Origin of the sequence: Rhizobium sp. BK512 (assembly GCF_014194915.1) — a bacterium.
Lineage (GTDB): Bacteria > Pseudomonadota > Alphaproteobacteria > Rhizobiales > Rhizobiaceae > Rhizobium.
In genome coordinates, this window is record NZ_JACIAS010000001.1 from 1,057,751 (window position 1) to 1,072,179 (window position 14,429).

At 62.1% G+C, this 14,429-nt stretch carries 12 protein-coding genes; all 12 read right to left on the minus strand.

Annotation, left to right across the window (positions count from 1 at the left end):
• Position 1 precedes the first annotated feature (1 nt).
• The 12 genes from aldA to FHX06_RS05380 all read right to left on the minus strand — a co-directional run bounded on the left by aldA (position 2) and on the right by FHX06_RS05380 (position 14,103).
• Positions 2–1,420, minus strand: a complete 1,419-nt coding sequence (aldA, locus tag FHX06_RS05325; protein ID WP_183878292.1) for an aldehyde dehydrogenase — start codon at positions 1,418–1,420, stop codon at positions 2–4.
• A gap of 97 nt (positions 1,421–1,517) precedes the next feature.
• On the minus strand, positions 1,518–3,107 hold the full coding sequence (locus FHX06_RS05330) for a dipeptide ABC transporter ATP-binding protein (protein ID WP_183878294.1): 1,590 nt from the start codon (positions 3,105–3,107) through the stop codon (positions 1,518–1,520).
• Complete coding sequence (locus tag FHX06_RS05335) at positions 3,104–3,949, minus strand: ABC transporter permease (protein WP_018114498.1); 846 nt, start codon at positions 3,947–3,949, stop codon at positions 3,104–3,106. Before FHX06_RS05335 ends, FHX06_RS05330 begins: the two co-directional genes overlap by 4 nt.
• Positions 3,950–3,956: 7 nt before the next feature.
• Positions 3,957–4,916, minus strand: a complete 960-nt coding sequence (locus FHX06_RS05340) for an ABC transporter permease (RefSeq protein ID WP_312866431.1) — start codon at positions 4,914–4,916, stop codon at positions 3,957–3,959.
• 53 nt (positions 4,917–4,969) lie between these two features.
• Positions 4,970–6,595, minus strand: coding sequence for an ABC transporter substrate-binding protein (locus FHX06_RS05345; RefSeq protein ID WP_183878296.1), 1,626 nt, complete (start codon positions 6,593–6,595; stop codon positions 4,970–4,972).
• Positions 6,596–6,631: 36 nt separating this feature from the next.
• On the minus strand, positions 6,632–7,603 hold the full coding sequence (locus FHX06_RS05350) for a LysR family transcriptional regulator (protein ID WP_246715475.1): 972 nt from the start codon (positions 7,601–7,603) through the stop codon (positions 6,632–6,634).
• A gap of 23 nt (positions 7,604–7,626) precedes the next feature.
• A complete protein-coding gene (locus FHX06_RS05355; protein ID WP_183878298.1) occupies positions 7,627–9,072 on the minus strand; it encodes an NAD-dependent succinate-semialdehyde dehydrogenase in 1,446 nt (481 codons plus the stop codon).
• A gap of 1 nt (position 9,073) precedes the next feature.
• The gene (fae, locus tag FHX06_RS05360; protein WP_018114704.1) at positions 9,074–9,583 is read right to left on the minus strand and encodes a formaldehyde-activating enzyme; all 510 of its coding nucleotides are present in this window, start codon (positions 9,581–9,583) and stop codon (positions 9,074–9,076) included.
• A gap of 48 nt (positions 9,584–9,631) precedes the next feature.
• Entirely contained in the window at positions 9,632–10,627 is a 996-nt protein-coding gene (locus FHX06_RS05365) for an aldo/keto reductase (protein WP_183878300.1), read from the minus strand.
• A gap of 107 nt (positions 10,628–10,734) precedes the next feature.
• A complete protein-coding gene (locus FHX06_RS05370; protein ID WP_029616397.1) occupies positions 10,735–11,907 on the minus strand; it encodes an ABC transporter permease in 1,173 nt (390 codons plus the stop codon).
• A complete protein-coding gene (locus FHX06_RS05375; RefSeq protein ID WP_029616398.1) occupies positions 11,904–13,115 on the minus strand; it encodes an ABC transporter permease in 1,212 nt (403 codons plus the stop codon). The genes FHX06_RS05370 and FHX06_RS05375 overlap by 4 nt, the downstream gene beginning before the upstream one ends.
• 1 nt (position 13,116) lies before the next feature.
• Complete coding sequence (locus tag FHX06_RS05380) at positions 13,117–14,103, minus strand: HlyD family secretion protein (RefSeq protein ID WP_018114706.1); 987 nt, start codon at positions 14,101–14,103, stop codon at positions 13,117–13,119.
• Between the last annotated feature and the right edge of the window lie 326 nt (positions 14,104–14,429).

A 14,429-nucleotide genomic window follows, 5' to 3' on the forward strand; every position in this document is an offset into this window, starting at 1 on the left:
CTCAGTGCTTGAGTATGACGAGGCGCGTCTGGGTGAATTCGAGCATGCCGTGTTTGCCATCGTCGCCGCCGAGGCCGGAGCGCTTCCAGCCGGCGTGATAGCCCTGATAGGGGTCGGCCGGGAAACGGTTGACGTAGAATTCGCCGGCCTCGATCGCATCGGAAAAGCGCATGATCGTACGGTGATCGTTTGTGAAGAGCACCGAGCTCAGACCGAACTGATGGTCATTGGCAAGCGCCAGCGCCTCCTCGGTCGTATCGTAAGCAACGACGGGCAGAACCGGCCCGAAGATTTCCTCGGCAATGATCTCCATGTCCTGGCGGCAATTGGAGAGCAGCGTCGGCGGATAGAAGAAGCCCGAGCCTTCCGGCAAAAGACCGCCGGCCTCGATTAGCGCGCCCTGCTCGACCGCCTTCAGGACAGCCTTGTGCACATTCGTCTGCGCGGACTTCGTTGCAAGCGGCCCGACACGGGACGCATCAACCGAGCGATCGCCGAAAGCGCGCGCGGCAAAGGCTGCCGTCAGCTTGGCAAGCAGCGCGTCATGAATGGAACGATGCACATAGACGCGTTCCGGCGCGGTGCAGAGCTGGCCGCAATGATTGGTCTTGGCAGCAACGAGCTGTGCGGCGACCGCATCGAGATCGGCATCCGGCTCGATGATGACGGGCGTCTTGCCACCGAGCTCCAGCGACGGCTTGGCGATATTCGCCTTGCAATATTCGAGCACGACACGGCCCGCCTGCAAGCTACCGGTCAAAGTGATCATCCCGACCTTCGGATGCGTGCAGAGCGTCGCCGCAACATCATGCGACATGGTGAGAATATTGACGAGCCCGGCCGGCAAGCCTGCTTCGGCGACGGCTTCGGCGATCTCGAACGCCGACGTCGGCGTCGAATTGCTCGGGCGCACGACGACGGCATTGCCGGCGATCAGCGCCGGCGCGATCTTGCGCACCAGCGTATAGATCGGGAAATTGAAGGGGATCAGGCAGGCGACGACGCCGATCGCTTCGCGTTTCAGGAGCAACGTCTCATTGGCATTGTCGCTCGGGATGATTTCACCCTCGATACGCCGCGCCCATTCGGAGTGATAGCGCATCAACTCGGCGCCGTAGATGGCCTCACCCGTCGCATCCGCAAGGCTCTTGCCGGACTCCCGCGCCAGCGCGGCACCGATCTTTTCCGCCCGCTTCTCGATAACCGCGGCGAGCTTGCGCAATGCGTCGCCCCGCGCGATGGCGGGCAGCGCCCGCCATTCCTTTTGTGCCTTTGCGGCAGCTTCGACGGCCTCGATAGCCTCTTCGGCAGTCGCCGACGGCACCTTAGCGAATTGGGCTTCAGTTGCCGGATTGAGCACCGGCACCAGCGTGCCGGAAGACCGGAATTCTCCGGCGATGAAATTGCGATATTCCGTCATGAAGGCATCCTCAGGACAATAGACAACCACGCGCATGCCGGCCTCTGCCGGCCATGCGTTGAAACGAAACAGGGTGCCGACGCCCGGACGGCGGCAGCTAGAACGTGCTGCGGCCCGGCGCCGCTTCGAGAAGTGTTCTCGTATAGGGGTGCGTCGGCGCCTGCAGCACCTGGGCCGCGCTACCGCGCTCGACGATTTCACCCTTCTGCATCACCACGATCTCATCGCTGATCTGGGCAGCGACACGCAGGTCGTGGGTGATGAAGACGATTGCGAGCTGCAGCTTCTCCTGCAGTTCGCGAAGCAATTTCAGAACCTGCGCCTGTACCGACACGTCGAGCGCCGAAACGCTCTCGTCGGCGATCAGCACATCCGGCCGCATGGCAAGCGCCCGGGCAATGCCGATACGCTGCCGCTGACCGCCGGAAAATGCAGATGGCTTGCGCCAATAGGCGCTCTTCTGCAGGCCAACGAGATCGAGCAACTCCTCCGCGCGCCGACGTGCTTCACCGGCCTCGACACCGGCAAGCATGGCCGAACGGGCGATCATCGGCCCGACGCGCCGGCGCGGATTGAGCGAGCCGAACGGATCCTGGAAAATCATCTGGATCGACCGGCGGCGAGCCCGCAGCGGTGCCGGCGAAAGACCGAGAAGATCGGCACCCGCCACTTCTACCCGGCCGCTTTTCGGTTCGATCAGACGGATCATGGCCTTGGCAAGCGTGGACTTTCCGCAACCGGATTCACCGACGATGGAGAGAACCCGGCCCGGCGGCAATGTGAGCTCCACGTGCTTCAGAACCTGAACGCTGCCGTAGGAATGCTGCAGATCACGAACTGCAAGCACCGGCTCCGCGGTTGTCGGCGCGGCAGGACGATCATGTGGCGTCAGGCTCGGAACCGCTGCGATAAGCTCCTTCGTATAGAGATGGTTCGGGGCCGTCAGCACTTGCTTCGCCTCACCGATCTCGACGATCTCGCCATGGCGCATCACCGCCACGCGATCGGCAATATCGGCCACCACACCGAAATCATGGGTGATGAAGACGATGCCGTGGTCATGCAGGTCACGCAGTTCGCGCACCAGCTTCAGCACCTGCGCCTGCGTCGTCACGTCGAGCGCCGTCGTCGGCTCGTCGGCAATCAGCACGCGCGGGTTCATGGCAAGCGCCATGGCGATGACGACGCGCTGGCACTGGCCGCCGGAAAGTTCGTGCGGATAGGCCTGCAGGATACGGTCAGGGTTCGGCAGATGCATGGATTCGACCAGCGCCCGGGCACGTCTCCTGCGCTCGGCGGCATCGAAATCCGAATGCAGTTCGAAGACCTCTTCGATCTGCGCCGAGACCGTCATCGCCGGATTGAGCGAAGCAATCGGCTCCTGGAAGATCATGGCGATATCGCTGCCTCGGATAGCGCGGAACGCCCTTTCGGAGAGACCGACGAGATCGGTATCACCGAGCATGACCTTACCGCCGGCAACCTTCAGCCCTTCCGCGACTGCGCCCATCAGAGCGCTCGACAGGACCGACTTGCCCGAACCGGACTCTCCGACGATACAGAGGATTTCCCGCGGCTTCAGATCGAAGCTCGCAGCTTTCACGGCGTAGGGCCGGTCGGCTCCCTTCGGCAGGGCGACGCTCAGATTTTCGACCCGAAGGATCGGCTGGTTTTCGTTGCTGCTCATGCGCGCCTCCCCTGTGCTTCCGAGACTTCCCGCAGTCCGTCCGCCAGCAGGCTCAAGCCCAGCATCAGCGACGAGATCGCAAGGCATGGAAAAATCACGAGATGCGGGAAAGCGATCGCCATGGCGCGGCCTTCATTCACCATCGTGCCCCAATCCGGTGTCGGTGGCGGCAGGCCGAGGCCGAGGAAGCCGAGCGTGCCGATGGTGATCGCCGTGTAGCCAAGGCGCAGGCAGAAATCGACAGCGAGCGGCCCGCTGGCATTGGGCAGAATATCGAAGAGCATGATGCGCCAGGTGCTTTCGCCCTGCGTCACCGCCGCAGCCACGTAATCGCGGCTTGCGACATCGATGGTGATGCCGCGCACGATGCGGAAGATCGCCGGTGCGCTGCCGAAGGTAACGGCGAGCACGATGTTGAAAGGCGAAGAACCGACCACGACGATGATGACGATATAGAGCACCAGCACCGGGAAAGAGAGCACCACATTGGCGATGTAGGACAAAACCGCATCGCCCCAGCCGCGCCAGTACCCGGCGACAAGCCCGAGTGCTACACCGACCACGTAGGCCGTCAGCGTCGCAAGCGTCGAGAAGATCACCACCGTGCGCGCGCCATAGATCAGACGTGAGAGAATATCGCGGCCGAGCTTGTCTGTACCGAGCCAGAAGATGTTACCGGATTTATCGGCCATACCAGGCTTTGCGAGTGGCAGCAGCGTGCGGATCGGATCGTAGGGCGCAAGCAACGGCGCGAAGATCGCCACCAGCAGCCAGCCGATCGTCAGGAAACCGCCGATCACGACGACCGGGTTGGAAAGATAGGGTTTTACAGCTTTCCGCATGGCGCCCTCACTTCCGTCCCTTGGCCGCATCAAGCAGCGAGACGCGTGGATTGAGCCAGCCATAGGCGAGGTCCGAGAGGATCTGTGTGGCAACGACGACCACGACGCTCACCATCGCGCAGGCCTCGACGAGGCGGATGTCGCTGTTGAGCGCGGCGTCATAGAGCAGCGTGCCAAAGCCCTTGTAGGCATAGAAGACCTCCACGACGATGACGCCGGACAAGAGCCAGGGAAACTGCAGCATGATCACGGTAACCGGCGTGATCAGCGCATTGCGCAGTGCATGACGCCAGACAATGCGCGCGGTGCTCGCACCCTTCAGCCGCGCCGTACGAACATAATGCGTGCCCATGACTTCGATCATCGAGGCGCGAGTGACACGCGCCAGATAGCCGGTGGAATAGAAGCCGAGCACCAGAACCGGCAGGATGATCTGCTGTAGCGAAAAACCGGTCAGCATGGTGCTGGCGCCGGGCAGCCAGTGCAGCCAGAACACGAAGACGGCCGAGAAGAAGACGGCGGATGCGAAATCCGGGATCGAGGTCGTGGCGATCGAGATAAACGAAATGACGCGGTCGAGAACCGAACCCGGACGCATGCCGGCGATGATGCCCGCGAACAGGCCGACCGGAACGATGATGAGCAGCGCTCCGCCCGCAAGGATGCCCGAAGCCGCAAGGCGGTCGGGGATCAGTTGGGAAACCGGCGCACGATAATAGGTGGACATGCCCCAGTCGCCGGTCACGAAGGACCAGAGCCAGCGGCCGTAACGGATGATGAAGGGATCGTCGTAACCATTGGCCGTCAGCCACTGCGCGCGCTGGGCCGGTGTCGAGAACTGGCCGAGGACCTTGACGGCGACGTCGCCGACATTGACCTCCAGCGCCAGGTAAACGAGCAGCGATACGGTGAACATCACCGCGAGAGCGCTTGCCAGTTTACGGAGAATGAAAAGTAAAACGGTCACGAACCACCTCTTTGCCGGGTCGGGGCCGCCTTCCTGGCGGCCCCTGCCGAAGATCAAGCCTTGGCGAGCCAGACGCCATCCATGCGGAAGTAATCCGCCGGATGGAGCACGTAGCCGCGGACGGTGGTGGCTGCGGCGCTGAAGCGGTTCGGCCAGTAGGGCTGAACGATGACGCCGGAATCCTGCAGGATCTGCTGGACATCCTTCATGGCTTCGGGGCGCTTGGCCGGATCAACGACGGCAAGAGCCTTGTCGAGCGCAGCGTCGAATTCCTTGCTAGCGAAATGGCTCTCGTTCCAGGCGCCGCCCGAGCGGTAGGCCAGATCGAGCGTCATCGCGCCAAGCGGACGGTGCGCCCAGTAGGTGAGACCGAAGGGAACCTTGTCCCAGATCGGCCAGTATTGCGAGGCCGGCAGGACGTTAAGCTTCAGCCGGATGCCGGCCTCTGCCAGGTTCTGCTGCAGCACCTGCGCGGTATCCTGTTCCCAGGTACCCTGCGTGTTACCAAGCGTCAGCTCGATATCCAGGCCATCCTTGTGGCCGGCTTCTGCAAGCAGGGCCTTGGCCTTCTCGACATCGCGGGCGACCGCCGGCAGCGCGAAGTAATCAGGCTGAACCGGCGAGACGTGGAAATTGGCGCCGACTTCGCCTTCGCCGCGATAGGCGACGTCGAGCATCTGCTTGTTGTCGGCGGCAAGCTGCACGGCCTTGCGGACGCGAACATCGTCGAACGGCTTCTGGTCGGACTGCATACGCATGACGAGCGTATGCGCTGCCTTGCCCGTCAGGATCTGGATGTTCGGCAGCGACTTCATGAGATCGTATTCGGCGATCGTCGCGCGGTAGATGATATCGATCTGGCCGCTCGAAAGGGCTGCGAGATGCGTGGTGATATCGGTGCCGAGGTCGATGTACTGGATGCCGTCAAGATGAGCGGGCGTGCCCCAGTAATCGGCACGCTTGGAAAAGACAGCCTGACGGCCGACTTCGTAAGCGTCCAGCTTGAAGGGGCCGGTACCAATTGGATTGGCCGGCCAGTTGGCGCCGCCCTTGACGAAGTCGCGATGCAGCATCGGGCAGGTGTAGGAATAGAGCTGTTCGGGCAGCGAGGAGACCGCGCGCGACAGTGTGATGCGGACCGCATGATCGCCGGTCTTTTCGACCTTCTCGACGGCCGAGAAGGCGGTCTTGTTGGAAGACTGCGAATCAGGCGCGATCCAGCGCTGAATGTTGAAGATTACGTCCTCAGGCGTGAAGGCATCGCCGTTCGACCATTTGGCGCGCTCGTCGAGCTCGAAATCCCAGGTCTTGAGATCGGCAGACGGCGTCCAGCTCTTGGCCAGATAGGGATGCGTGACATTGTCGGCATCGACGAAAGTGAGGAATTCCAGGCTGTTGCGATAGAGGTTCGAGGCCTCGATCCAGCTCGTCATCATCGGATCGGTCAGCTCCTGGATCTGGCAGCCGAAACGCAGCGTGCCGCCATCCATCGGCGTTTCCTCGGCGAGTGCCGGCTTGCTGTCACCAAGGAAGGCGCTGGCGGAGGCCGCCGTCACACCGAGCCAGGCGACGGCACGCAGGAAGCCGCGGCGGTCGATCTTGCCGGCGCGAACCTGTTCACACAGTTCCGGCACCGAGGGATGCAGCGGCTTGCCGCTGTTGGTTTTCAATTCAGTCATGATCTGCCTCCTCCTTGATTGGCAGTATGGTCGCTATCAGACACCCTCTGTGCCAGACACGATGCGCAGGGCGGGCTTTTCACCGTCGTTCACCATACGATTGCTGAAGCGGCTGATGATCCAGGATCGAAATCCTGCAATCAGAGGATCCACCAGCCCTTCCGCATCGGTCTTCAGGTAATAGCCGAAGCCTTCGTAATAGTGTGCGGTAACCGGCGCAACCAAGCGGCCGCTTTCTATTTCCTCCCGAAACAGCGCCGGATCGGCGAGCACCAGTCCCTGCCCCGACAATGCGTATTGGACCCCGAGACTGGCGCTGTCGAATGTCACGCCCCGCGCCACGGCAACCCCGGCAAGACCGTTCTGCACGAGGAAGCGCTGCCAGGTAAGGTAGGGCTCCATGTCAACGATCTTGACGTGGATGATCTCGTTTGCGGCTATGAAACTTGCCAGATCCGAAATCCCTCCCCGCACCAGATCGGGATGGCACAGGATCGTCGGCCGCTCCTCCCAGAGCAGGTCGGTGATCCATTCATCGACGGCCGGACGTGCATAGACGACCGCCACATCGAATTCGCTGTCCGGCACCCCGTAAGGTGTTGAAACCTCCAGAAGCACCTCAGGAAAGCTGCGTCGGAAATCCGTCAGCAGCGGCACGGTGAGCTTCATCGCAAAGCTCGGCGGCAGGTTGATGCGCAGCTTGCGCTGGCGCTGCTCATCCGGCGCACAGACCTCCTTCAGTGCCTGTTCGATACGGTCGAAGCCCTTGCCGATGCCGGCGGCAAGCGAGCGCCCGGCATCCGTCAGCGTCGTCGCCTTGTGCCCTCGTTCGAAAAGCTTGCGCCCGATGCTCTCTTCCAGACCGATGACATGCCGAGAAAGCGCGCTCTGCGAAATGTTGAGCGCAGCGGCTGCCGCCGTGAAGCTGCCATGATGCGCCACAGCCTCGAAGGCCCTGAGCGCATTCAACGGCAACCGGCGGCGATCGACCGCCGGATCCTTCTTCATCTGTGGAGAGCGATCCTCCGTCATTATCCCGCAAGCCCGCCGAACAAGACGTATTTGCTTTCCAGATATTCATCGAGCCCTTCGGCAGCACCTTCGCGACCGAGGCCGGATTGTTTGACGCCACCGAATGGCGCGACTTCCGTCGAGATCACGCCTTCGTTGATGCCAACCATGCCCGCTTCCAGCGCTTCGGCAACACGCCAGGCGCGGCCGAGATTCTGCGTGAAGAAATAGGCCGAAAGGCCAGTCTCGGTATCGTTGGCAAGCGCGATTGCCTCTTCTTCGCCCTTGAAGCGGAAGAGGCCGGCGACGGGACCGAAGGTCTCTTCGGTCGCAAGCGCCATCTCGGTCGTCATGCCGGTCAACACCGTCGGTGCATAGAACAGGCCGCCGCGCTCGTGCCGCTTGCCGCCGGTCAGCACCTTGGCGCCCTTTTCGACGGCATCACTCACATGCCGCTCGACCTTCGTCAGCGCCGGCGCATTGATGAGCGGCCCCTGCAAAGCGCCATCCTCGACGCCGGGCGCCACCTTCATCGCCGCAACCGCCTTGGCAAGCGCCTCGGCATAGCGGTCATAGATGCCGTCCTCGACGAGGATGCGGTTGGCGCAGACGCAGGTCTGTCCGGTATTGCGGAATTTCGAGGCGATCGTGCCGCGCACGGCCTGATCGATATCGGCATCGTCGAACACGATCAGCGGCGCGTTGCCACCGAGTTCGAGGCTGATACGCTTCACCGTATCGGCACTCTGTCTCATGAGCAGCTTGCCGGTTGCAGTCGATCCCGTGAACGAGAACTTGCGCACGACCGGGCTCTTCATCCAGACGCCGACGACATCGGCCGGCGACTTCGTCGTTACCACGCTGACGACGCCGGCGGGAACGCCGGCCTTTTCGCCGAGACGTGCAAGCGCCAGCGCCGAAAGCGGCGTATCCTCGGCCGGCTTGATGATGATGGTGCAGCCAGCAGCGAGCGCCGGACCGACCTTGCGGGTGATCATCGCCAACGGGAAATTCCACGGCGTGACCGCAGCCACGACGCCAACCGGCTCCTTCATCACGACAATGCGCGCATCGGCCTTGTGCGAGGGCACGACGCCGCCATGCGAGCGGCGGCCTTCCTCGGCAAACCAGGTGAGGAACCCGGCAGCATAGGCGACTTCACCGCGCGCTTCGGCGAGCGGCTTGCCCTGCTCGGCCGTCAGGAGCCGCGCGAGGTCTTCCTGATTGGCGAGCATCAGCTCCGCCCAGCGGCGCAGCACGGCGGAGCGCTCCGAGGCTAGCGTCTTGCGCCAGGTCTTGAAAGCCCTGGCGGCCGCATCGACCGCCTGCTGGGCTTCCGCAGCGCCGCAATCCGGCACCGTCGCAAGCTCGCTGCCGTCGGCAGGATTGAGCACGACGAAGCGCTTGCTATCAACAGCACCTCCCCAGCCTCCGCCGATCAGCGCATTGTCTTCGATGAGTTTCATGTCAGGCGACCTTAGGCGTAAAGAACGGATTGCCGACCGTTGCTACGCCTTCGGCAAGCTCGGCACGCGACGGCCAACCTTTCATCAGTGCGCGCTTGGCGGCAAGATGCGTCGCAGCCTTGTTGTTATGATATACCTCTTCTGCGTCGTTTGCCGATGGATTGACCCATACGGCTGCAATCGCGACCCAGTCGTCCTCGGCTTCTGCCGGCAGCGAGCCGTCGAGCAGTGCCGCAGTAATACCGGCGGCGACACCAGCCTGGGCCGGCCCCCACGTCATCAATTCATGCGAAGAGCCTGACTCCATCACCGCCTTGGCGATGAAGAGCGTCACCGGCTTTGCCGGCAGGTTCGGTTTCAAGACCGCCTGGAACGGCAGATGGCCGGGACCGGGGCTTGCTGCCGCACCAGCGAGCGCGCCGGAAATCGGACCGTTCTTCGGGCCGAGATAGAGATTGATATGAGCAGCATTCGGGCCTGAACCCTCGAAGCCTTCACCGATGTAAAGCATTGAAATCTCCAATAGCGATGCGAGTCGAACCCAGTATGTCTTCGCCCATCACGCCTTTGAAAGCGCGCGCGGACGACGGATCGGATTATAGTCGTTGATCATGTCGCGCGGGCGGTAGGGCTCTTCCAGGAAGGCGCGCTCTTCGCCCGTCAGCTCGATCGCCGCAGCCTCGATGGCGGCAGTGACGTGCTCCGGGCTTTCCGTGCCGACGATCGGAACAGTGCTGTTGCCGGAGCCAATGACCCAGGCCTGAGCGATCTGGCTTGCCGTCTTGCCGCGCTTGGCAGCAAGCTCGTTGACGCGCTTGGCGATCTCCTGGTCGATCTCGTCGCCGAACCAGTCGAGATAGAGGTCATGGGCGATACGCGGCGCCGAACCGCCACCGGCGAGATAACCGCGGGCGAGCGGCGAGAAGGTCGTGACCGCAATGCCCTCGTCTTGGCAGTAAGGCATCATTTCACGCTCTTCCTCGCGGTAGAGCAGCGAATACTGGCATTGCATGTTGACGAACCGCGTCCAACCGTTCTTGTCGGCGATATGGTTCATCTTGGCGAACTGCCAGGAATACATGGTGGAAGCGCCGATATAGCGTGCCTTGCCCGACTTCACGATGTCATGCAGCGCACACATCGTCTCTTCAACAGGCGTTTCCGGATCGAAGGCGTGGATGACATAGAGGTCGACATAGTCGGTACCCATCTGCTTCAGCGACTTATCGATCGACGCCATCAGATGCTTGCGCGACAGGCCCTTGTCGTTCGGATCGTCGCTCATCGGGTAGAAGGCCTTGGTGGCGAGCACCAGCTTTTCGCGATCCGTCAGCGACAGCAGCGTGCGGGCAACGACCTGTTCGTTGACACCGATCGAATACCAGTCCGCCATGTCGAAGAAATTGATGCCGACATCGAGCGCCTTCTTCAGGATCGGTACGGACTTCTCCTCGTCGAGCACCCAACCCTTCCACTTGGATGTCCCGATACCCATGGTACCAAGGCAAAGCGACGAAACCTTCAGGCCGGTCTGGCCAAAGCGCACATATTCCACAGCAATGTCCTAAAAGTGTTTCTCCCTTCTAAGACTATGCAGTGGCGACACTATTGTGACAAATAGGTTTATTCGATGCGGCTATCTCAAAATGAGATACGGTGCCATCAACCGGCCGCAGGAGCTTGTGCCGCAGGCTTTTCCCTGGCGGATCTGATGTTCAGCAGCACCGCGAGAAGCCCGTAAACTGCAGCAAGTATCCACAGCGTGAGGAAAGGCCCCCGGACTGCCTGAAGCGGAGCGCCAAGCTGCGACACCTCGACGATGCCATTGATGGCGCTGGTGCTCGGCAGAAGAACGGTCAGCGTTCGCAGCGGCTCGGGTATGGCTTCGCTCGGCCATGAAAAACCGGCAAGGAACATGAAAGGCAGCCCTAGCGTGGCACATACGAGCTGAACCGCGAGCGGCCTGCGGAACAAGGTCGCAATCACCATGCCGAGCGCGGCGACTGCCAGGACGAAGGGCAGACAGAAAGCAAAGATCGTCAGCAACCCGCCCAGGCGGGGAATGCCGTATAGGTAAGGCAGCACGATCAGATAGAAGGGCAGCACGATCGCCTCGATGACGAGATAGGCAAGCAACCTGCCGCCGACACGGGCAAGCGGGCCAGCCGCCGAAGCAGCCGGGTTGCGCGCCGCGGCATCATTGCCGATCGTCCCAAGCAGGCCAACGCCGATCAGCAGTGTCTGCTGCAGGATCAGAACAAAGGCCGCGGGCAGGATATAGGTGGCATAGCCGCCCTGCGGATTGAAGAGCGCGACCGCCGTCAACGGCATGGGATCGGGGGCAGCTGCCGCCAGCACCGGGTCGATATTGGCCGCAATCAGCCGCGCCGTCTCGATTTCGGCACCCATGGTCCTCGCAACGGCAACGACCGCGCCGGCAATGCGCTGATAGATCAGGAAATAGCTGGCATCTCCATAAAGTGCCACTGGCGACTGTCGTCCATGCAAGAGATCACGTTCGAAATATTGCGGGATGACCAGAATGCCGTAGAGCTGGCGTCCTTGCACCGCCCGCTCTGCACTGACCTGATCCGGCAGCGTTGCAGCCACCGCGACATCGCTCGACGCATCGATACGGCGCACCAGTTCACGGCTGCTCGTCGTATCGTCGAGATCGACGACGGCGATCGGCACGTCGCGTAGCGCCTCATTGGCATAGGGCTGCGGATAGTAGAGGGCATAGATCAGCGGTCCGAAGACCAGTACCGCGAGCGCCGGGCGCAGGGTCAGGATGCGGATCAGCTCGATGCGGAAGATCGCCAGCAAGGCCCTCATGGCGTGACCTCCCTCAATCTCCGCGCCGCCCGTCGCTGCCGGCGGATGCGGAACACTTCAAGCCGCAGCGCCGTCACGATTGCCAGCGTCAGGACGAATATGCCGAGCACCATCAGCGGCTTCAGCGACAAGTCGACGGGCGTGCCACGGATCGTCTGATCGATCCTCGCCATCAGATACCAGGTGCCGGGAATGAGTTCGCCCCACCAATAGGAAAAGCCGTTCATTGCCAGACGTGGAAAGCCGATGCCCATATAGCCGAAGGACGGTGCGAAGATCAGGGTGCCGACGCTGATGGCGCTTGCGACCGGCCGCAGGAAGAGCGCCAGCAGCACGCCGATGAACTGGTTTGCGAGGATGAAGAGCAGCCCGGCAACGACGAGGATCCAGCGCTCGCCCCGGAGCGGCATGTCGAGCAGGCCGAAGAGAATGGCGTCGGACAGGCCAAGGACCACGAGGAAGATCAGCGTGTAGGGCAGTATCTTGCCGGCCATCGCCGGCCAGAGACCGCCGCCGAGCCGCCGCAGGATGACAAGGCGGTGCATTGTTTCCGCATCCATGCCGACCGTGTAGGCCATGGTGGTAACGATCACCACCTGCAGCAAGGCGGGCATCAACGCTGCCAGCAGAAAATGCGCGTAGTTGAGCGTCGGATTGAAGAGCGGATTGACCTGCACGGGGATCGGAGAAAGATCGGCTTGCGCGATCTCGACCGGCTGGCCCTGTGCCGTGCGCAGCGCCAGGCGGATGCCCGCGGCCACGGTCGGCACGGCGGCACTGACGCCCCTGAGCGTAAGATTCCCGGTTGTCAGCGTCTGCGTATTGTAAAAGAACACCACCTCTGGACGCCGACCGGCAAAAACATCGCGCTCCAGATTGAGTGGCAGCATCAGCAGTCCGTGAACCCTGCCGGACAGGATGAGCGAACGGCCTTCCGTGAGATCGCTGACATTGACGGCGACAGCGGTATCAGGCGTCGCGTCGACGGCCCGGATGATCGTTCTGGAAAGATCGCTGCCGTCGAGGTCGAGCACGGCGATCGGCAGCCGTGTCGCCAGCCCCGCGCTGAAAACGATGGCAAGCACCCCCATCAGCAGCAGCGGGAGCAGCGTCGTCAGGAAAAGCAGAAACGGCCGGCGATAGAACCAGTAGAACTCCCGCCGGAACACCAGGAGGAAGCCGGGGCGAAGCCCGCCGGGCGGCTTCATCTCAACGCCCCGCCGGCGGCCAGGAAGCGATGACGCTCATGCCCGGCCGCAGCCCTTCGAGGGCATTGGCCGGAACGGCGCGCACCTCGAAGGTGCGCAGGTCGAAATCCCCGGTCGCGCGTGTCGCACGCCATGTCGCATATTGCCCCTGCGCGTTGATCATCGTTACCTTGACCGGAATCGAGCCACTGCCGAGCGCCGGAACGGTGACATCGAAGCCATCCCCCACCTTGAGGCCCTTCAGCAGGTCCTCGCGAAGATTGAATGTGAACCAGGGGTTCTGCAGGTCGATGATCGAAAACAGAGGCGAACCGGCACTGAAATTTTCGCCAAGCTCGGCGACGCGCGTCGTCACCTGGCCTGATATCGGCGCATGGATGACCAGCTCCGAAACATCGACCTGCCGCTGATTGAGGGACGCGCGCGCTTGCTCCACCTGAGCGGCGGCAAGCGCTTTCTCTTCCTTGCTGGAACCGGCTATCGCAAGCCGTGCATTGGCGGCGGCAGATTCCTGCTTGCGGATCGCGGCCTCCAGATTGCGGGCAGTCTGCTCAACCTGCGCCTGCGAGGAGGCGCCCGTCGTGATCAACCGGGCCTGACGAGCAGACTCTTCCTGATAAAGCGTGACATCGGCACTTGCCGCTGCAAGCTCGGCATTGGCCGCATCGATGGTTTCGGGGCGCGTGCTGTTGACCCGGGTGAGATCAGCCTCTGAAACGCCGACTGCCGCTTCGGCCAAATGCAGCGTCGCCGTTAGTTGCGGGCTTTCCAGCTCGGCGATAATGGTGCCCTTTTCGACATTGTCGCCGACATCGGCATTGAGCTTGAGAATGCGGCCGGCAACCCGCGGGCTGATATCGACGCGGTTAGCGGATACCTCGCCCTGTACCACCAGCGGCGGCGGTCGCGTCGCAAACCACAAGAGAACACCAAGAACGACAAGGGCTATAATCCCCACGACTGCCCGCACCATTCCTGCTGCCTTCATCGGTACCCTCGTTCAGATGGAGTATTCCGGCTGACTGTGTCTCAGGATTATTCCGCTGGCAATATGACAAGCATGCAGTGGCGCCTCCGCACGCCATAAAGTCTTGATCGTGTCCGGGGAATTTCATCGGTTCTACTTGCCACCTATTGCGATTGCGGAAGTCGTCCGGAAAGGTTTCAAAACCGTTCGCCCGAGCAAACCGACCTGCCGCTTTGTATGGCCGGACCAAAACCTAAGTATAGTTATGTCTCAGAGCTCTTGGATCTACCTTCTACTCGTAGCTCGGAACCGACCTGACCATTCACGGTTCCAAGCTAACCCGGTGG